The organism is Actinoplanes sichuanensis (genome assembly GCF_033097365.1).
Taxonomy (GTDB): Bacteria; Actinomycetota; Actinomycetes; order Mycobacteriales; family Micromonosporaceae; genus Actinoplanes; species Actinoplanes sichuanensis.
In genome coordinates this window covers 10,823,179-10,842,117 of record NZ_AP028461.1, presented here as the reverse complement: position 1 = coordinate 10,842,117, position 18,939 = coordinate 10,823,179, and the positions used below count along the sequence as shown (strand labels likewise).

The window sequence follows — 18,939 nt, the reverse complement described above, 5'->3', positions numbered from 1 at the left end:
GTGACGGGTATGACAAAGTTGCCGCCATGGCACTCGGCTTCGTCCGTCCCGCCCGTCCCGAGGACGCCGCGGAGATCGCTCGCATCCAGCTCAGCACCTGGCGCACCGCCTACCGGCGGATGTTCCCGGCACACGTGCTGGACAACCTCGACGAGGGCTACCTGGCCCGCGGCTGGACCGAGGCGATCACCGCCCCGCCGTCCGCCCGGCACCGGGTCCTGATCGCCGTCGAGCAGGGCGAGAGCTCATCACACGTGGTCGGCTTCGCCGCGTCCGGGCCGGCCGACGAGCAGGCCCTGGCGCCCGAGGAGAAACCGCTGCCGGACGACGTCGCGGCCGTCACCGACCTGCTCATCGAGCCGCGCTGGGGCCGTCGCGGGCACGGCAGCAGGCTGCTCGCGGCGGCTGTCGACAACTGGCGGGACGACGGTTTCCGTACCGCGGTGGCCTGGGTCTACGAGGCGGACGAGGCGATGCGGAAATTCCTCGGCTCGACCGGCTGGGAGCCGGACGGGGCGGGCCGGGCCCTGGACGTCGACGACCTCCTGGTGCCGCAGCTCCGCCTGCACGTCGCGGTGAGCGGGGACGAGACCTAGCCCTCGAGCAGCGGGTCCAGGCCGATGGTCAGGCCCGGCCGGGTGATCACGTTACGGACCGCGAGCAGCACGCCGGGCATGAAGGACGACCGGTCCAGCGAGTCGTGCCGGATGGTCAGCGTCTCACCGGGGGTGCCGAACAGCACCTCCTGGTGGGCCACCAGACCGGCGGCCCGGATCGAGTGGACGCGGACGCCGTCGATCTCGGTGCCCCGGGCGCCGAGCTGCTCCTCCTTGGTGGCGTCGGGCATCGGCGGCCGGTTCGCCGCGGCGCGCGCATCGGCGATCACCTTGACGGTGTGCATCGCGGTGCCGCTCGGCGCGTCCACCTTGCGCGGGTGGTGCTGCTCGATGATCTCGACCGAGTCGAAGTAACGCGCGGCGCGGGCGGCGAACTGCATCATCAGCACCGCGCCGATGCCGAAATTCGGCGCGATCAGGACGCCGACGCCGGGCTTGGCGGCGAGCCAGCCACGCACCTTCGCCAGCCGCGCCTCGGTGAACCCGGACGTGCCGACCACCACGTGGATGCCCTGCTCGATCGCCCAGTGCAGGTTGTCCATGACCACGTCGGGGTTGGTGAAGTCGACCAGCACCTGGGCGCCCGCGTCGGAGGCCTGGAACAGCTCCTCACCCTGGTCGATCATCGACACCAGGGCGAGATCCTCGGCGGCGTCGACCGCCTTGCACACCTCGAGGCCCATGCGACCCCGGGCGCCGAGAACACCGACACGGATGGATTCAGGCAGTTCAGTCACACCGCCAACTTAACGTACGGCCACCGCCCGGACGGCCGGGCGGTGGCGCACACTACGCGGGCAGTTCGCCGGAGTCGAACGGGCCGACCACCGCCAGCGACAACGGCTGGGCCAGCAGATCCGCCGCGACCGCGTGGACCTCCGCGGCGGTGACCGCGTCCACCCGGGCCAGCATCTCGTCGACACCCATCAGGTCACCGTGCAGCAGCTCCGACTTGGCCAGCCGGCTCATCCGCGAACCGGTGTCCTCCAGGCCCAGCACGAACGACCCCTTGGTCATGCCCCGGCCGCGGGTCAGTTCCTCGGCGGTGATGCCGTCGGTCGCGACCCGGTCCAGTTCGACCCGGATCAGGTCGAGCACCTCTCGCGCCTTGGCCGGGGCGCATCCGGCATAGACCCCGAACAGGCCGCTGTCGGCGTACTGCCCGGCGTACGAATACACCGAGTAGGCCAGGCCACGCTTCTCCCGGATCTCCTGGAACAGACGGCTCGACATGCCACCGCCCAGCACGTTGTTGAGCACACCCATCGCGAACCGGCGGTGGTCGTGCCGGCCCAGGCCGGGACCGCCCAGCACGATGTGCGCCTGCTCGGTGTCGCGATGCAGGACGAGGTCGTGGGCCTTGCGTACCCGTACCCTCTTGTCGCCCGGACGCGGCGCCGCCGGATCGGCCGGCCCGGTGTCCAGCGGGGTGCCCGCCAGGGCCTTGCGCACCAGCCGGACCACCGCCTGGTGGTCGAGGTTCCCGGCCGCCGCGACGACGATCTCCGGCGCCGTGTAACGGCGGCGGTAGAAGCGGTTGATCTGGTCCCGGGTCATCGGCGCGATCGACTCGGGAGTACCGGAGATCAGCCGACCGAGTGGGTGATCGCCGTAGATCGCCTCGGCGAAGACGTCGTGCACCTCGTCACCCGGCTCGTCCTCGTGCATGGCGATCTCCTCCAGGATCACGCCACGCTCGGTCTCCACATCGGCCGGGTCGAGGATCGAGTCGGCCACCGCGTCCACCAGCACGTCCACCGCGAGCGGCAGGTCGGCGTCGAGCACCCGCGCGTAGTAGCAGGTGTACTCCTTCGTGGTGAAGGCGTTCGTCTCGCCGCCGACCGCCTCGATCTCCGCGGAGATGTCCAGGGCGGTACGCCGATGGGTGCCCTTGAAGAGCAGGTGCTCCAGGAAGTGCGAGGCACCGTGCAACGACGGGGTCTCGTCACGGGAGCCGATGCCGACCCAGATGCCGAGAGCGGCGCTGCGGGTGGTCGGAATCGCCTCGGTGATGATGCGCAGGCCGCTGGGCAGAACGGTCTTCTTGACGCCGTCCTGGAGGGTCCGGGTAGAGACGCGGGCCGACCTAGTGGCCGGCCCGCGGTTCTGATCTGTCACAGGTGATTACTCGCGACGCTCGCCACGGTCACCGGACGGACGCGACCGGCGACGGCGGGGCTCGCCACCACCCTCGCGGGGAGCACGCTCCTCGCGGGGCGGCCGGTTCTCGGCGGGAGCGGCGGCCGCGGCCGGGGCCTCCTCGCCCTCCGGGCGCACCTTGTCCAGGTAGATCTTGCCGCGCTGGTCGATGTCCGCGATGGACACCTCGACCTTGTCGCCGACGTTCAGGAAGTCCTCGACCTTCTCGACCCGCTTGCCGTCGCCCACCTTGGAGATGTGCAACAGGCCGTCGCGGCCGGGAAGCAGCGAGATGAAGGCGCCGAACGCGGCGGTCTTCACCACGGTGCCGAGGAACTTGTCGCCCACCTTCGGCAGGGTCGGGTTGGCGATCGCGTTGATCCGCTCGACCGCGGCCTCGGCGGCCGGGCCGTTGGTCGCGCCGACGTAGATGGTGCCGTCGTCCTCGATGGAGATGTCGGCGCCGGTCTCGTCCTGGATCGCGTTGATGGTCTGACCCTTCGGGCCGATCACCATGCCGATCTTGTCGACCGGGATCTTCACGGTGGTGACCCGCGGGGCGTGCTCGCTCATCGCGGCCGGGCCCTCGATCGCCGCGGTCATCACCGCGAGGATCGTGGCGCGGGCCTCGTGCGCCTGCTGCAGCGCGCCGGCCAGCACGTCCGACGGGATGCCGTCGAGCTTGGTGTCCAGCTGCAGGGCGGTGACGAACTCGGCGGTACCGGCGACCTTGAAGTCCATGTCACCGAACGCGTCCTCGGCGCCCAGGATGTCGGTCAGCGCGACGTACTCGGTCTTGCCGTCGACCTCGTCCGAGATCAGGCCCATGGCGATACCGGCGACCGGCGCCTTCAGCGGCACACCGGCGCTGAGCAGGGCCAGCGTCGAGGCGCAGACCGAACCCATCGAGGTGGAGCCGTTCGAGCCGAGGGCCTCGGAGACCTGACGGATCGCGTACGGGAACTCCTCGCGCGACGGCAGCACCGGCACCAGCGCACGCTCGGCCAGAGCACCGTGGCCGATCTCACGCCGCTTCGGCGAGCCGACCCGGCCGGTCTCACCGGTCGAGTAGGGCGGGAAGTTGTAGTTGTGCATGTAGCGCTTGGTCTTCTCGGGAGCGAGAGTGTCCAGCGACTGCTCCAGGCGCAGCATGTTCAGCGTGGTGACGCCCAGGATCTGGGTCTCGCCGCGCTCGAACAGGGCCGAGCCGTGCACGCGGGGCAGCACGCCCGTGATGGCGGTCAGCGGGCGGATGTCACGCGGGCCGCGGCCGTCGATGCGGACCTGCTCGCGCAGCACACGCTGGCGCACCTCGGACTTGGTGACCGAGCGGAACGCCGCGCTGATCTCCTTCTCCCGGCCCTCGAACTGCCCGTCGAGCAGCTCGTGCGCCTTCGCCTTGACCAGGTCGAGGGACTCCTCGCGCTCCTGCTTGCCGGCGATCTTCAGCGCCTCGGCGACCTCGGCGCGAACCGCGTCGGAGACGGCGGAGTAGACGTCGTCCTGGTAGTCCAGGAAGACCGGGAACTCGGCGACCGGCTTCGCGGCGACCGCGGCGAGCTCGCTCTGCGCGCGGCAGAGCTCACGGATGGCCGGCTTGGCGGCCTCCAGGCCGCTCGCGACGACCTCCTCGGTCGGCGCGGTGGCGCCGGCCGAGATCAGCTTGATCGCGTGCGGGGTGGCCTCGGCCTCGACCATCATGATCGCGACATCGCCCTCGGCGGTGACGCGACCGGCCACGACCATGTCGAAGGTGGCCCGCTCGAGCTCCTCGAGGGTCGGGAAGGCGATCCACTGACCCTCGACGTGCGCGACGCGGGTCGAGCCGACCGGTCCGCTGAACGGCAGGCCGGAGAGCTTGGTCGACATCGAGGCGGCGTTCATCGCGACGACGTCGTAGGGGTGGGCCGGGTCGAGCGCGAGGACGGTCTCGACGACCTGGACCTCGTTGCGCAGGCCCTTGGTGAACGACGGGCGCAGCGGCCGGTCGATCAGGCGGCAGGTGAGGATGGCGTCCTCGGACGGACGGCCCTCACGCCGGAAGAACGAGCCGGGGATCCGCCCGGCGGCGTACATCCGCTCCTCGACGTCGACGGTCAGCGGGAAGAAGTCGAAGTGGTCCTTCGGCTGCTTGCTGGCGGTCGTCGCGGAGAGGACGGTGGTGTCGCCCAGCTGGACGATCACCGATCCGGCGGCCTGCTGCGCGAGGCGGCCGGTGGAGAACACGATCTCCCGGGTGCCGAACGATCCGTTGTCGATGACGGCCGTACGGGATTCGTTGCCGAGAGCGTTGTTCTGCTCTGTCATGAAGTGCGGTACTCCTTCGTCGTGGACCCGGCGGTCAACAGCGCGGTGCAGTGAGCCGGTCTTCGATCGAAGTGCCCAGGGTTGACACCTGGGAACCACTACCGAGGACCGGTGCTGACGGTTGCGACCCGCGCGGGTCCGTGGGGTGGAAATCAGGGGAGCGACCGGAGCCGCTCCCCTGGTGAAACTATCGGCGCAGGCCGAGACGCTCGATGAGCGAACGGTAGCGCTGGATGTCCTTCTTCTGAACGTAGTTCAGCAGGCGGCGGCGCTGGCCGACGAGCAGGAGCAGGCCACGACGGCTGTGGTGGTCGTGCTTGTGAGCCTTGAGGTGCTCGGTCAGGTCGGCGATCCGCTTGGTCAGCATGGCGACCTGAACCTCGGGCGAACCGGTGTCGCCCTCCTTGGTCGCGTACTCACCCATGATCTTGTTCTTGGTCTCTTGATCGAGCGCCATGTTCTCCGAGATTCTGTGTTGCCGATTGCACGGTTACCCCGCGACCCGCGGCGTCGGGCAGGCAGGCGGGACCGGTGTCGGATATTCCAACGACCGTTCAACCCTACCAGGGGGTCAACTGAGTAACACCCGGGTCTCGGCGACGTCGGCCTCGATCTGGGCCACCAGGGGCTCGATGGCGTCGTATTTACGCTGCTCGCGCAGGTGGGCGACGAAATCGAGGCTCACCCGCTCGCCGTACAGGTCACCGGAGAAATCAAGCACATACGCCTCGACGCGACGCTCCCGCCCGGAGAATGTGGGATTGGTGCCGATCGAAACGCTGGCCGGCAATCGGACGCCGTTCTCCCCGCCCCGGGTGAGCCACGCGGCGTAGATGCCGTCGGCCGGAACCGCCGCATATCGGTGGGTCATCAGATTCGCCGTCGGATATCCGAGCTCACGGCCGCGCTGATCGCCGCGGACCACCACGCCCGCGAGGCGGTGCGGACGGCCGAGCGCGGCGGCGGCGGCCCGCACATCCCCGGCGTCGACACAGCTGCGGATGTACGTGGAGGAGAACACCAGCCCGTCCTCGGCCACCAGCGGGGCGTCCTCGACGGTGAAGCCGAACGTGCGGCCGAGCGACTCGAGCAGACCCACGTCACCCGCCGCCCGGTGCCCGAACCGGAAGTTGTCGCCGACCACCACGGCCGCGGTGTGCAGTGACTCGACCAGCACGTCGTGCACGAACTCGTTCGGCGTCAGCTGGGAGAAGGCCGGAGTGAACGGCACCACGCACAGCGCGTCCACGCCGAGCGCCTCGATCAGCCCCGCCTTGCGGACCGGCTCGGTCAGCACCGCCGGGTGCGAGCCGGGGCGCACCACCTCGGCCGGGTGCGGGTCGAAGGTCATCACCACCGACTGCAGACCGGAATCACGGGCCCGTTTCACGGCATGCCCGATGATCGCCTGGTGGCCCCGGTGCACCCCGTCGAAGACACCGATCGTCACGACCGACCGGCCCCACCCGGACGGGATCGTCTCGAATCCCCGCCATCGCTGCATCGAACGCTCCTCCGCCGACTGTGCCCGCCCTAGCGTATCGATCGGCCAGCCTGCCGGTATCAGCCCTCCACCTCACCCACCTGAGTACGATAAATGGCGAAATGAGCGTCGAGTGGAGTCGCCTCGTGCTGCTCGCTGCGGAGGTCACCTTCGTGGTGCTCTTCCTCCGTGCTCTACTCGGTTTCCTCCGCCGCCGAGACCCGCTGCGCCGCGACGTCGCCCTGGTGTTCGCCCCGTTCGTGCTGGTCGTCTGCATCGACATGGCCCGCATGGCGCAGGGCACGCTGCCGCGTTGGCAGAACGCGATAGGCGCGGCCGCCATCCTCGCCCAGCCGTACCTGACCCTCCGCCTGGCCGGGCGTCTGCGATCGGTGCCCCGGGCGCTGACCGCCGCCGTACTGGTGGGATACCTCACCCTGCTCGTCCCGATCGTCGTGCTGCCGCTGCCGTTGCCGCCCCCGGTCCGGACGCCCGCGGTGCTCTACTTCCTGGCCGTCGAACTGATCGCCGCGGCGCTGCTGTTCGGCGAGGCACGGACCCGGACCGGCGCGAACCGGGCCCGGCTGATGACCGCGGCCGGCGCGACGGTCGCCTTCGGATGCGTGATCCTGCTCCGCGGCCGCAGCGGCGACACCGCGCTGCGGGCGGCGAGCGTCGCGCTGGCCCTGATCAGCGCTCTCGGCTACCTGATCGCCTTTCAGCCGCCGCGATGGCTGCGGCGCGCCTTCGCGGCCGCGGCCGCCCAGCTGGTCACCGAACGGCTGCTGCGCGCTCCGGCCGACTCGCCGGAACAGGTCTGGCAGACCTATGCGGAGATCATGCGGGACCAGACCGGTGCCGACGCGGTCGCCGTCCTGCTGCACAAGACCGATGAGGGGTACGGACGGATCGCGTACTCCGGTCCGGGCCGGCCGGGTGACGGCCCGATCGAGGCCGACCTGGACCGGCTGGCCCGGCACCGCGCCCCGGTACGGATGCGGGACGGCGGGCCGGGTCTGGTCGCCCACTTCGGTGACGGGCTGGCCGACGACTTCCTCCGGGTGCTGCGGATGCGGGTGCCGCCCGACGTCGAGGGTGCCGTGCTGCTGTTCAACCGGCACCGCAACCTGTTCAGCGAGGACGATCTGCGGCTGCTCGCCGACCTCGGCGGCCAGGCCGGGCTACTGGCCGAACGGCAGGCGATCACGGCCGAACTGAGCGCCTCGGTGGCCGCTCTGACCCGGGCCAGTCAGGCGAAGAGCGACTTCCTGGCGAATATGAGCCACGAGTTGCGTACCCCCTTGAACGCCATCATCGGATTCAGTGACCTGATGCGGCTCGAAGAGCCGGAAGGTGACCGCCGCCGGGTGCCCGCCGAATGGGTCGATCATGTGCACAGCAGCGGCCGGCACCTGCTCGGGCTGATCAACGACATCCTCGACCTGACCAAGGTCGAGTCCGGACGGCTGGAGCTGCGGCTGGCCCCGGTACGGGTCGACACCACCATCGAGGACCTGCTCACCGGGTTGGCCCCGCTGTTCACCGGCAAACGGCTCGCGATCCGCGCCGACCTGGCCCCGGTGACCGTGCTCGCCGACCGGCTGCGGTTCCGTCAGATCGTCGAGAACCTGGTCTCCAACGCGATCAAGTTCACCCCGGACGACGGCAATGTCACGGTCACCGCCCGCGCCGCCGGCGACCGGGTCCGGATCGTGGTCGCCGACACCGGCGTCGGCATCGCCACCGCCGATCTGGAACGCGTCTTCGAGGAGTTCCAGCAGGCCGGCGACCCGGACCGGCGGCATTCCGGCACCGGCCTCGGCCTGGCGCTGACCCGGCGGCTGGTCGTCGCCCACGACGGTGTGATCAGCCTGGCGTCGGAACCCGGCCGGGGCAGCGAGTTCACCGTCGAGCTGCCGGCCGCGTCCATCGCCGCCTCCGCGGCCCATCCCGGCACCGGGCCGTACGTGCTGCTCATCGAGGACGACCCGCAGTCGGCCGAGCTGATGAGCACCCAGCTGGGCAACGCGGGCTACCGGGTGGAGGTGGCCGGCACCGGGGAGAGCGGTCTGGCACTGGCCCGGGAACGCCGCCCGGACGCCGTCGTCCTCGACGTCACCCTGCCCGGGATCGACGGCTGGGAGGTATTGCGGCGGTTCAAGGGTGATCATCGGCTGGCCGGCATCCCGGTCTTCTTCGCCAGCATCCTGGACGAGGCACCGACCGGGATCGCTCTCGGCGCACAGGACTGGTTCGTCAAACCCGTCGAGCAGTCCGCCCTGCTCAGCGCCCTGACCAACGCGATCGCCGCCCGCCCCGCCCCGCGTGTGCTGCTGGTCGACCACGACGACGAGGCCCGCCGGGCCATCGCCGAAGGACTGCGGGCCGGCGGCGCCGACGTGGTGGCCTGCGCCGACGCCCGGGACGGCCTGGCCCGCAGCCGCACCGGCGAGTTCGACCTGATCGTCTGCGACCTGCAGTCGCCCGAGGAGGACGGCTTCAGCCTGCTCGCGGCGATCGAACAGGACCCGGCCGGCCGGCACACCCCGGTGCTCGGGCTGAGCGCGACGGCCCTCGCCTCCGGGACCTCGCCGCTGATCGCCACCGCGATGGCCGGTGGAGCGGTCGCCGAAGCCCTCACCCGGGGTGGCGCCCCCCGACTCAGCCCTCATCCGGCCGCGCGTCGCGGGATCACCCGGGTTCCCGAGATCGCCGTCACGCTCCGCAGCGCAGTCCCGCCCACCGACGCCCGGAGGTCCGAACCGTGAGCGAACCGCACCGCATCCTCCTGGTCGAGGACGAGGAACTGAACCGCATGCTGGTCAAGGCGGTGCTGGCCCGAGCCGCCGTCGCCGCGGTCCGGGACGCCGAACTGGTCGACGCCGCCACGCTGGCCGCCGCCCGAGAACGACTGGCCGACACCGACTTCGACCTGATCCTGCTCGACATCAACCTGCCCGACGGCAACGGTCTCAACCTGGCCCGCGAACTGGCCGCCACCGGCGAACCACGGCCACCCGTCGTCGCGGTCACCGCCAGTGTGCTGCCACAGGATCAGAAGGCGGCGCTGGAGGCGGGCTGCGACGACTTCCTGGACAAGCCGTACGCCGCCGCCGACCTGGTCGCCACGATCGCCCGCCACCTGAGCGACCCCTGACTCAGGCGGGGGCCAGGACGATCTCGGCTCGGGCCCGGCCGTCGCGTTCGCTGACCACCGCGAGCACCTCGCCGGCCGGGTCGAAGACCGCATACGGCCCCTCGATACCGACCGCCGGCAGCGGCCCGCCGTGCCGCAGCACCCGGGTCTCCTCCTCGTTCGCGACCCGCTGCGGGAACGCGCGCCGGGCGGCCTCCGCGAGCGGCAGCCCGATCACGTCGGGTGCCCGCTCCTCCAACTCGGCCAGGGTGGACGCGGCGTCCAGGGTCATCCCGCCGACCGCGGTCCGCCGCAGCGCGGTCAGGTGACCGCCGACACCGAGGGTGGTGCCCAGGTCGCGGGCGACGGCCCGGATGTACGTGCCGGAGGAGCAGGTCACCTCGATGTCCACGTCGACCACCTCGCGGCCGGCGGGCCGCCTGATGTCGAGGACGTCGAGCCGGTAGACGGTGATCCGGCGAGCCGGGATCTCCACGGTCTCCCCGTCCCGGACCCGCTTGTACGCCCGCTCACCGTTGATCTTGATAGCGCTGACCGCGCTGGGCACCTGGTCGATCTCACCGACCTGGACGGCCAGCCCGGCCCGGATCGCCTCGTCGGTGACGTGCCCGGCCGGGACCGTCGCGGTGACGTCGCCCTCGGCGTCGTCGGTGATCGTCGACTCACCGAGCCGGATCGTCGCGGCGTAGCTCTTCTCCGCACCGATCACGTAGGTCAGCAGGCGGGTGGCCCGATTGACCCCGATGATCAGGACACCGGTGGCCATCGGGTCCAGCGTCCCGCCGTGCCCCACCCGTCGGGTCTTCGCCAGCCGCCGGATCCGGGCGACGACGTCGTGCGACGTCATCCCGGCCGGTTTGTCCACCACGATCAGTCCGTCCGTGTTCACCCGCCCACCCTATTCGGTGGCCTTCGAGACGACGCTGACGATCAGCCTTCAGCGGGTGGCACCGGTGACCAGCCAGTGCGGGGAGCGCCAGCGCCAGACCAGACCGGCGAACCGGGCCAGCGTGAACAGCCCCAGCCCGGCCCAGACCCCGCCCAGCCCGAGATCGAGCGCGTAGGCCGTCCAGATCGCCGGAAGGAACCCGAGGAGCGCCGACAGGATCGTCAGCGTGCGTAGGAACGCCACATCGCCGGCGCCGATGAACACCCCGTCCAGTGCGTAGACGACACCGGCGAACGGCAGCAACGCCACGAACCAGGGCCAGATGATCGCCGCCTGGTCGTGCACCGCCGGATCCGGGGTGAACCAGCCGGGCACCACCGAGGCCCCGGCGGCGGCCAGCACGGCGAACCCCACCGCCGCGACACCACCGGCGAGGGTGACCCGGCGGGCCACATCCCGGGCCTCGGCCGCGGCCCCGGCACCGAGAGCCGCCCCGACCAGTGACTGTGCGGCGATGGCGACGGCGTCGAGGGCGAGCGCCGCGAAGAACCAGAGTTGCAGCCCGATCTGGTGAGCGCCCACCGCGGCGACCCCGAACCGGGAGGCGACCGCGGTAGCGGACAGGAAGCAGGCCTGGAAGGCGGCGCCCCGGATGAGCAGGTCGCGACCGAGCACCACCTGCCGCACGATGATCGACGGCACCGGCCGCAGCGCGCGGGTCTCGCGGATCAACGCGATCAGGAAGAGCAGGCCGCCGAGGGTCTGCGCGGTGACGTTCGCGATGGCCGAGCCGGTCAGCCCGAGCCCGGCGCCATAGACCAGGACCGGGCAGAGGATCGCGGAGAGCACGTTGGCGCCGAGCACGATCCAGAGCGGTCGGCGGGTGTCCTGGACGCCGCGCATCCAGCCGTTGCCGGCCGCGGCGAGGAGCAGGCCCGGCGCGCCCAGGACGGCGATCCGCAGCCAACCGGCGGCGGCCTCGGCGGTCGCCGGGTCACCGGCGAGGAGCCCGGCGAGCGGCCCGGCGGCGAAGACACCGCCCACGGCGAGGAGCAGACCGGCGCCGAGCGCCAGCCAGGAGGCCTGAACACCCTCGGCGACCGCGGCGGCCCGGTCACCGGCACCGAAGCGACGGGCGGCACGACCGGTGGTCCCGTACGCCATGAGCGTCCCGAACCACACGGCGAACGACATGATCGTCCCGCCGATCGCGACGGCGGCCAGCGGGAGGGACCCGAGGTGGCCGACCACCGCGGTGTCGACGAGGACGTAGAGCGGCTCGGCGGCCAGGACCACGAGCGCGGGCAGGGCCAGGCCGGCGATCCGGCGGGCCGTCGCGGTGCGCTGTGGCTGGAGGTGCGCATCGGCAGGCGGGCTCATGGATACCCATGATGCCCGCCCACTGGTAAGGGTCGCAAGACGACCCGTCACTTACACCTACTGACGCGTGTCCATCGAGGTCTGGAGAGCGCGGCGGGCCTGCTCGGCGGCGTCGTCAGCGGGCTTCGGCTTCGGCTTGGCAGCCATCAGAGTTTCCTTCCAGCACGGATGGGTCGAGCGGAGCGTCACCAGCCGGCCCCGGGATCGCCGCGGCCACTGGCCCAGGTGACGCGACCCAGGGCGGTGGACCCGGGTGGCTCGAGGGCTCGCGGGCGGCATCGGTGGCAGCCGCGGCGAACCAAATCACCGTTCAGGTCCCAAACTAACGTTCAGTCCCGCCGTTGCAGGCCTGGATCCCGCGATCCGGGATGGAAAAGGCGGGCGCCACCCTCCCGAGTGACCCCCGCCACGCAGCGGAAACGGCTGCTAATTCAGGTATTCGTCAACTAGCCGACGAACCGTGTCCATCACGTCGGACGGCTCCCCGTACCCGGTGAAACCGGCGGCCAGACGGTGACCGCCACCGCCCTGCGAGACCGCCACCGCGCTCACGTCGACCGCGCCCTTGCTGCGCAGGGACACCGACCACTCGCCCGCCGCCACCTGCTTCACCACCACCGACACGTCCGCCTCGGCGACCGAGCGCACCGGGTCGATCAGGGTGTCCAGCACGTACGGCGGCTGCGCGTGCCGCTCCAGGTCGGCCAGCGTCGCGTACGTCCAGACCATGCCCCGCCCACCGGCCGCGGCCGGCTCCAGGATCGCCCGCCCGATCACCTCGCCGGTGAGCTTCATCGCCCCGAAGGGCTTGCTGTCGAAGATCCGCCGGGATATCTCCCCCGGCCGGAGCCCGGTGGCGATCAGCCGCGCCGCCAGCTCGTGAACCGATACCGTGGTCATGTCGAACTTGAACGAACCGGTGTCGGTCGCCAGCGCGACATAGAAACACTCGGCGATCTCCGGGTCCAGCGGCACACCGAGACGACTCAGAAGCCCGTCGGCCACCACCGAGGTCGCCGCCGCGTGCGGGTCGACCAGCCGTACCCCACCGAATCCGGTGTTCGACGCGTGGTGGTCGAGGATCACACTGGCCGGCGCGGCCGTGACCCGGTCGGCGAGCGCGCCGAGGCGCGACTCGCTCGCCACATCGAAGACCAGCACCAGGCGCGGGTCGGCGAAGGCGTCCGCTTCCGGCACGAGCAGATCCACACCGGGGAGCTTTTGGTACGGCGTAGGCACCACGAAGTCACCCGGGAACGTCGCGCGAACCCGGGTGAATCCGAGGCGCCGCAGCCCGAGCCCGAAACCCAGCATGCTGCCGAGCGCGTCCCCGTCGGGACTGACGTGACAGATCAGCTGGACCTCGTCATCGGGGCCGGCCGCGCGGACCGCCGCGACCGCGGCGGCCCACAGATCGGCGGACGGACCCTCGGTCACCCCTTGTCCTCGCGGGCGCCGACCGGCTCCGGCTCGTCGTCCTCGATCTCGTCGTCGTCCTCGCTCTTGTACGGGTCCGGGTCCCCGGCATACGTCGCACCGGCCGCGATCTGCTGGACCTCCTGGTCCCGATGCCGGGCCTCGGCCAGCAGGTCGTCGATCTCCTTGACATGGTTCTGAACGTCGTCCAGCACGAACGTCAGGCTCGGCGAGTGCCGCAGAGCGAGCGCGTGCCCGACCCGGGTGCGCAGCATGCCCTTCGCGCTCTCCAGCGCCGCCGCCGTGGACGCCTGCTCGGTCACGTCACCCAGAACCGTGTAGAAGACCGTCGCCTCGCGCAGGTCGCCGGTGATCCGGGCGTCCGTGATCGTCACCATGCCGAGGCGGGGATCCTTGATCTCCCGCACCAGCCTGGCCACCAGCTCCTTGATCCGCTCCGCATGCCGGCGCGTCTTGGCTGGGTTGGACATCTCGCCCACCTCCGACTGTGTATCCCGCGGGTCGTACCGCCCCCGCCCAACTGCTGAAGCGTACCCAGGCGCTCAATCGTCGTCGCCGTACAGCCTTCGCTTGACGGAGAGCAGCTCGATCTCGGGGCGCCCGGCCACCTGGTTCTCACAGGTGTCGACGACGGCACGCGCCTGGGACGCCTCCGCCGCCACCACGGCTACCCCGATCTGCGCACGGCCATGCAGGTCGTGCAGGCCCACCTCGGCGACGCTGACGTCGAACTTCTTCAGCATCGCGATGATCGGCCGGACATAGGAACGCTTCTGCTTCAGCGAATGCGAGTCACCGGGCAGGAGCAGGTCGAAGATCGCGGTCTCGGTATACATCAGCGAGCACGCTACTCGGCGGACCCGTCGGTCAGCGCGGGATTTTGCGGGCCACGATCACGTCGCGCTCGATGCCCTGGTCCACCCGGTGCTCCAGCGGCAGGTGCTCGACGATCTCCAGATCGTTTGCCAGCAGGATGTCCTCAGCCAGCTCCCGTTTGGCCACCTTGGTGTTCCAGGACAGGCCGATCGCACCACCCGGACGCAGCAGCGGCAGCCACTCCGGCACGGCCCGCTCCAGCAGGTCCAGCGGGCGCCGGGAGATGCCGCCACCGTCGTCGTAACTGCCGTGCGCCACCCCGTACGGCAGGTCGGCCACCAACACGTCGGCGACGTTGCCCCGGATCAGACCGTCCAGCCCGGTGGTGTCGGCGTGCAGCACCGTCACCTTCTGCACGGCGCCCGCCTTGTGATCGTCCTTACTGGCGGCCATCGTCACCTCCAGCCGGCGGGCGGCCCGGCGGCCCTGGCGGCGCATCGGCACCAGCTCGGCGGTGTGCTTCAGGCGCTTACGCTTCAGCCACGTCTGGAGGAACAGCTTGTACGCCTCGACGTCCTTGCCGTCGATCTCCACGCCGATGCCGTCGTAGCCGTACATCAAAGCCTGGTTGAGGGTCGTCCCCCGGCCGCACAGGGGATCGAGGACGGTGAGGCCGCCGTCGAGCATCCGCCCCGCGGAGGCCGAGGCCAGCAGGGTGAGGTTGAGGACCAGCTTGGTGAACTGCTCGTTGGTCTTGCCCGCGTACTTCGGGATCGTGATGAGGTCGCTGTCGTACCGGGCCAGCGGGGTCAGCGTCAGCGGCCGCAGCAGATCCTCGACCCGCTCGAAGAGCGCGTAGGCCGACGAGAGGTTCGACAGGTATCCGATGTCGGTGTCGCCGAGCTCGGCGCTGAAGGTCAGATACTCCACCCCGCCGATCAGCGACACCTCGATGTCGGCGAGCTCCGACGAGAGGACCGGCGCGAACGCGGCCAGCTCCGCCTGGGACATGCGCGACGCCTGATCGGCGTAGACGCGGTTGGCGGACGGAGCGAGCAGCAAGGCATACCGGGACATGCGGCCATTCTGCCGAGACGGCCCCCGGTGCCTGAGCACCGGGGGCCGTCGTCGATCCGATACGGGTTACGCGCGCGGCTTCTCGCGCATCTCCCACGTCTCGATGGTGTCGCCGATCTGCGGAGAGCCGTAGCCGCTCAGGGTCAGACCACACTCGAAGCCCTCGCGGACCTCGGTGGCGTCGTCCTTGAACCGCTTCAGCGAGCTGATCGTGACGTTGTCGGCCACGACCGTGCCGTCCCGGATGATCCGGGCCTTGGCGTTCCGCTTGATCAGGCCCGAGCGGACGATACAACCCGCGATGAGACCGATCTTGGACGAGCGGAAGACCTCGCGGATCTCCGCGGTGCCCAGCTCGACCTCTTCGTACTCCGGCTTGAGCAGGCCCTTCAGAGCCGCCTCGATCTCCTCGATGGCCTGGTAGATCACGCTGTAGTAGCGGATCTCCACGCCGGCGCGGTCGGCCATCTCCTTGACCTTGTTCGAGGCCCGGACATTGAAGCCGATGATCGTGGCGATCTGGTCGGACGAGGCCGACGCCAGGTTGACGTCGCTCTCGGTGATCGCACCGACGCCGCGGTGGATGACCTTGAGCTCGACCTCGCTCGGGATCTCGATCTTGAACAGCGCCTCTTCGAGGGCCTCGACCGAACCCGAACCATCACCCTTGATGATCAGGGTGAGAGCAGTCGTCTCGCCCTTCTCGATCTCGCGCATGATGTCTTCCATCGACTTCCGGCGACCCGAGTTGGCGAAGGTCGCCGCACGACGGCGAGCCTGCCGCTGCTCGGCGATCTGCCGCACGGTGCGGTCGTCCTCAGCCGCGAGGAAGGTGTCACCCGCACTCGGAACCGAGGTGAGACCGAGCACCAGGACCGGACGGGCCGGACCGGCCTCGGCGATCGCGTTGCCGTTCTCGTCGAGCATGGCCCGGACACGACCGTGCGCACCACCGGCGACGATCGAGTCACCGGCCCGCAGCGTGCCCTTCTGCACCAGGACGGTGGCCACGGCACCGCGACCCTTGTCCAGGTGGGCCTCGACCGCGACACCCTGGGCGGGGCCGTCGATCGGGGCGGTCAGCTCGAGCGCCGCGTCGGCGGTCAGCAGGACGGCCTCGAGGAGGTCGTCGATGCCGATGCCGGGCTTGGCCGCGACGTTGACGAACATCGTGTCGCCGCCGTACTCCTCAGCGAGCAGGCCGTAGTCGGTCAGCTGCTGCCGGACCTTGTCCGGGTTGGCGTCCGGCTTGTCGACCTTGTTCACCGCGACGACGATCGGCACGTCGGCCGCCTTCGCGTGGTTGAGCGCCTCGACCGTCTGCGGCATGACGCCGTCGTCGGCCGCGACCACCAGGATCACGATGTCGGTCACCTTGGCACCACGGGCACGCATGGCGGTGAACGCCTCGTGACCCGGGGTGTCGATGAAGGTGATCGCCCGGTCCTCCCCCTGGTGGGGGACGACGACCTGGTAGGCACCGATGTGCTGGGTGATGCCACCCGCCTCGCCGGCGACCACGTTGGTCTTGCGGATCGCGTCGAGCAGCTTCGTCTTACCGTGGTCGACGTGACCCATGACGGTCACCACCGGCGGACGGGTGACCAGACGGTCCTCCGCCACCTCGGCGTCGAGGTCGATGTCGAACTGCGCGAGCAGCTCACGGTCCTCGTCCTCGGGGCTGACGATCACGACGTTGAAGCCCAGGTGCTCACCGAGCAGCAGCAGGGTGTCATCGGACACCGACTGCGTCGCGGTGACCATCTCGCCCAGGTTGAACATCTCCTGGACGAGCGAGCCCGGGTTGGCGTTGATCTTGTCGGCGAAGTCGGAGAGCGACGAGCCACGCGAGAGCCGGACGTCCTGGCCACTACCGCGAGGAGCACCAGAGCTCATCTGCGGGGCGGACAGGTTGTCGAACTCTTGACGCCGCTGCTTCTTCGACTTCCGGCCACGGGTCGGCCGGCCGCCGGGACGCCCGAAGGCACCCGCCGCGCCGCCGCCACGACCACGGCCACCGGGACCGCCGCCACCGGGACGACCCGGAGCACCGGCACCGACCGGGCCACCGCCGCCGCCACCGGGACCACCGGGACGGAAGCCACCGCCGCCGCCACCGGGACCGCCCGGACGGAAGCCACCACCGGCACCGCCGCCGCCACCGGGACGGAAACCGCCACCGGCGCCGCCGCCACCACCGCGGTAGCCGCCACCGCCGCCACCGGGACGGCCTGCACCGCCACCGGGACCGCCGGGACGACCTGCGCCGCCACCGGGACCGCCACGGCCGCCGCCGGGACCGGCGGGACGCTGCGAGGGCATCGAGGCGGGGCTGGGCCGCGGCGGCATCGAGGCGGGGCTCGGCCGCGGCGGCATGCCCGCCTGGTTCGGACGCGGCATCGAGCCCGGCGTGGGACGCGGAGCGCCGCCGCCGGAGACACCGAACGGGTTGTTACCCGGGCCACGCGCGGGCGGACGCGGAGCGCCGCCGGCCGGACCGGGACGGGGACCACCCGGGGCACCCGGACCACCCTGGCCACCGGTACGACCGGCGGCGGGCGAACCCGGACGAGGCGGAACACTGCCGGGGCCGGGCCGCGGGCCGCGCGGAGCGCCACCCTCGGTCGTGCCCTGACGGCGCTCGGCGTCCCGCGTGCGAGCGGCCTGTGCGGCCTTGACCGCGGCCTCCTGCTCGGCCTTCAACGCCGAGGCGCGCGCCTCGGCGGCCGCCACCTCGATGTCGTGGGCGCTGGCCGGTTTCGCGACCGGACCGGGAGTCGGGCCCGGACGGCCGGGAACGGCCGGCTTGGGACCCGGACGGAACGGACCGGGGGTGGGCGCGGGGGAAGTAGGGCTGTTGGTGGGCGCGCTCGGAGCGGGACCCGGACGACGCGGCGGCTGCGGCCGCCCCATCGGGGGACCCGGACGCGGCGAGCCGGACGGGCCGGGGCCACCTGAGGTGGGCGCACTCGGCGCCGGAGCCGAGGAGGACGCCGGAATGGCGCCACCCTGCTCCAGGGCGCCACGCAGCCGGCGGGCCACGGGGGCCTCGACGGTGCTGGACGCGGACTTAACGAACTCGCCCATCTCCTTCAGGGTGGCGAGAACGGTCTTGCTGTCGACCCCGAGCTCTTTGGCGAGCTCGTGTACGCGGGCCTTGCCTGGCACTGCACTCCTCACTTCGAGGTCGTACGAGCAGCGCCCGCACAGACCTCACTCGTGCACTAGAAGCCTGGTCATTTCAGGGACTTCATCGTGTGCTCATCTGGGTCGTCCTACCTTGCTGGGTCGTGACGGGGCGGCGACGCCTCGTCATCGGTGGATCCGCACGGCACGGAGACCATACGGATGTGCTCCGCAAGCAGTTCTGGGTTAGCAAGTCCAGTGAGACGCAACGCACGCCCGAAGGCGCGACGTCGCTCCGCCTGCGCGAAGCAGGCCGGATCGGGATGCAGATGTGCTCCCCGCCCCGGCAGTCGGCGGGCCGGATCGGGCAGAAGCCGGAGGTTTCCCCCGAATCTGCCGCGACGAACCGCAGCAAACGATCGGCCGGCGCGCGTTTGCGGCAGCCGACGCAGGTTCGCGTCGGGCCGACCGAGAGCAAGTCTACCTCTCGTTCGCGCCGCACGCGTATCCG

At 70.9% G+C, this 18,939-nt stretch carries 16 protein-coding genes and 1 pseudogene; 3 read left to right on the top strand and 14 right to left on the bottom strand.

The window, feature by feature from the left end; translation table 11 throughout:
* The first annotated feature begins 26 nt into the window (after positions 1 to 26).
* Positions 27 to 596 (top strand): GNAT family N-acetyltransferase, encoded by a 570-nt coding sequence (locus tag Q0Z83_RS49895; RefSeq protein WP_317790595.1) that lies wholly within the window; start codon positions 27 to 29, stop codon positions 594 to 596.
* Here Q0Z83_RS49895 and dapB read toward each other — a convergent pair.
* From dapB to Q0Z83_RS49870, 5 genes are all read right to left on the bottom strand, one after another.
* Positions 593 to 1,354 carry a 4-hydroxy-tetrahydrodipicolinate reductase gene (gene dapB, locus Q0Z83_RS49890; RefSeq protein ID WP_317790594.1) on the bottom strand — a complete coding sequence of 254 codons (762 nt, stop codon included), beginning with the start codon at positions 1,352 to 1,354 and terminating at the stop codon, positions 593 to 595. The genes Q0Z83_RS49895 and dapB overlap by 4 nt on opposite strands.
* Before the next feature lie 52 nt (positions 1,355 to 1,406).
* A complete protein-coding gene (locus Q0Z83_RS49885; RefSeq protein WP_317790593.1) occupies positions 1,407 to 2,735 on the bottom strand; it encodes a M16 family metallopeptidase in 1,329 nt (442 codons plus the stop codon).
* Between the two features lie 6 nt (positions 2,736 to 2,741).
* Positions 2,742 to 5,063 carry a polyribonucleotide nucleotidyltransferase gene (locus Q0Z83_RS49880; protein WP_317790592.1) on the bottom strand — a complete coding sequence of 774 codons (2,322 nt, stop codon included), beginning with the start codon at positions 5,061 to 5,063 and terminating at the stop codon, positions 2,742 to 2,744.
* A 187-nt stretch (positions 5,064 to 5,250) separates the two neighbouring features.
* The gene (rpsO, locus tag Q0Z83_RS49875) at positions 5,251 to 5,520 is read right to left on the bottom strand and encodes a 30S ribosomal protein S15 (RefSeq protein ID WP_317790591.1); all 270 of its coding nucleotides are present in this window, start codon (positions 5,518 to 5,520) and stop codon (positions 5,251 to 5,253) included.
* A gap of 114 nt (positions 5,521 to 5,634) precedes the next feature.
* Positions 5,635 to 6,567: a bifunctional riboflavin kinase/FAD synthetase gene (locus tag Q0Z83_RS49870; protein WP_317790590.1), complete on the bottom strand. Its 933-nt coding sequence runs from the start codon at positions 6,565 to 6,567 to the stop codon at positions 5,635 to 5,637.
* A gap of 101 nt (positions 6,568 to 6,668) precedes the next feature.
* Between Q0Z83_RS49870 and Q0Z83_RS49865 the strand changes: the two genes are divergently transcribed.
* Positions 6,669 to 9,314 (top strand): hybrid sensor histidine kinase/response regulator, encoded by a 2,646-nt coding sequence (locus Q0Z83_RS49865; RefSeq protein ID WP_317790589.1) that lies wholly within the window; start codon positions 6,669 to 6,671, stop codon positions 9,312 to 9,314.
* Complete coding sequence (locus Q0Z83_RS49860) at positions 9,311 to 9,703, top strand: response regulator (protein ID WP_317790588.1); 393 nt, start codon at positions 9,311 to 9,313, stop codon at positions 9,701 to 9,703. Before Q0Z83_RS49865 ends, Q0Z83_RS49860 begins: the two co-directional genes overlap by 4 nt.
* Before the next feature lies 1 nt (position 9,704).
* Here Q0Z83_RS49860 and truB read toward each other — a convergent pair whose 3' ends face one another.
* The 9 genes and pseudogenes from truB to Q0Z83_RS49820 all read right to left on the bottom strand — a co-directional run bounded on the left by truB (position 9,705) and on the right by Q0Z83_RS49820 (position 18,757).
* Positions 9,705 to 10,592, bottom strand: a complete 888-nt coding sequence (truB, locus tag Q0Z83_RS49855; protein ID WP_317790587.1) for a tRNA pseudouridine(55) synthase TruB — start codon at positions 10,590 to 10,592, stop codon at positions 9,705 to 9,707.
* A gap of 48 nt (positions 10,593 to 10,640) precedes the next feature.
* Positions 10,641 to 11,972, bottom strand: a complete 1,332-nt coding sequence (locus Q0Z83_RS49850; protein ID WP_317790586.1) for an MATE family efflux transporter — start codon at positions 11,970 to 11,972, stop codon at positions 10,641 to 10,643.
* A 426-nt stretch (positions 11,973 to 12,398) separates the two neighbouring features.
* Complete coding sequence (locus tag Q0Z83_RS49845) at positions 12,399 to 13,409, bottom strand: DHH family phosphoesterase (protein ID WP_317790585.1); 1,011 nt, start codon at positions 13,407 to 13,409, stop codon at positions 12,399 to 12,401.
* A complete protein-coding gene (gene rbfA / locus Q0Z83_RS49840; protein ID WP_317790584.1) occupies positions 13,406 to 13,879 on the bottom strand; it encodes a 30S ribosome-binding factor RbfA in 474 nt (157 codons plus the stop codon). Before rbfA ends, Q0Z83_RS49845 begins: the two co-directional genes overlap by 4 nt.
* 72 nt (positions 13,880 to 13,951) lie before the next feature.
* A complete protein-coding gene (locus tag Q0Z83_RS49835; protein ID WP_317790583.1) occupies positions 13,952 to 14,245 on the bottom strand; it encodes a DUF503 domain-containing protein in 294 nt (97 codons plus the stop codon).
* Between the two features lie 31 nt (positions 14,246 to 14,276).
* On the bottom strand, positions 14,277 to 15,302 hold the full coding sequence (locus Q0Z83_RS49830) for a TRM11 family SAM-dependent methyltransferase (protein WP_317790582.1): 1,026 nt from the start codon (positions 15,300 to 15,302) through the stop codon (positions 14,277 to 14,279).
* Between the two features lie 66 nt (positions 15,303 to 15,368).
* The gene (gene infB, locus Q0Z83_RS49825) at positions 15,369 to 18,215 is read right to left on the bottom strand and encodes a translation initiation factor IF-2 (RefSeq protein WP_378078922.1); all 2,847 of its coding nucleotides are present in this window, start codon (positions 18,213 to 18,215) and stop codon (positions 15,369 to 15,371) included.
* Positions 18,216 to 18,319: 104 nt separating this feature from the next.
* A pseudogene (locus Q0Z83_RS56010) lies at positions 18,320 to 18,470 on the bottom strand (translation initiation factor IF-2 N-terminal domain-containing protein); the annotation flags it as partial.
* A 107-nt stretch (positions 18,471 to 18,577) separates the two neighbouring features.
* Entirely contained in the window at positions 18,578 to 18,757 is a 180-nt protein-coding gene (locus Q0Z83_RS49820; protein WP_317797344.1) for a YlxR family protein, read from the bottom strand.
* Between the last annotated feature and the right edge of the window lie 182 nt (positions 18,758 to 18,939).

Coding starts and splice junctions, on each gene's coding strand:
- Q0Z83_RS49850 (WP_317790586.1), bottom strand. CDS start 11,972: ATGAGCCCGCCTGCCGATGCGCACCTCCAGCCACAGCGCACCGCGACG.
- Q0Z83_RS49880 (WP_317790592.1), bottom strand. CDS start 5,063: ATGACAGAGCAGAACAACGCTCTCGGCAACGAATCCCGTACGGCCGTC.
- Q0Z83_RS49835 (WP_317790583.1), bottom strand. CDS start 14,245: ATGTATACCGAGACCGCGATCTTCGACCTGCTCCTGCCCGGTGACTCG.
- Q0Z83_RS49830 (WP_317790582.1), bottom strand. CDS start 15,302: ATGTCCCGGTATGCCTTGCTGCTCGCTCCGTCCGCCAACCGCGTCTAC.
- Q0Z83_RS49870 (WP_317790590.1), bottom strand. CDS start 6,567: ATGCAGCGATGGCGGGGATTCGAGACGATCCCGTCCGGGTGGGGCCGG.
- Q0Z83_RS49865 (WP_317790589.1), top strand. CDS start 6,669: ATGAGCGTCGAGTGGAGTCGCCTCGTGCTGCTCGCTGCGGAGGTCACC.
- infB (WP_378078922.1), bottom strand. CDS start 18,215: ATGGGGCGGCCGCAGCCGCCGCGTCGTCCGGGTCCCGCTCCGAGCGCG.
- Q0Z83_RS49895 (WP_317790595.1), top strand. CDS start 27: ATGGCACTCGGCTTCGTCCGTCCCGCCCGTCCCGAGGACGCCGCGGAG.
- rbfA (WP_317790584.1), bottom strand. CDS start 13,879: ATGTCCAACCCAGCCAAGACGCGCCGGCATGCGGAGCGGATCAAGGAG.
- rpsO (WP_317790591.1), bottom strand. CDS start 5,520: ATGGCGCTCGATCAAGAGACCAAGAACAAGATCATGGGTGAGTACGCG.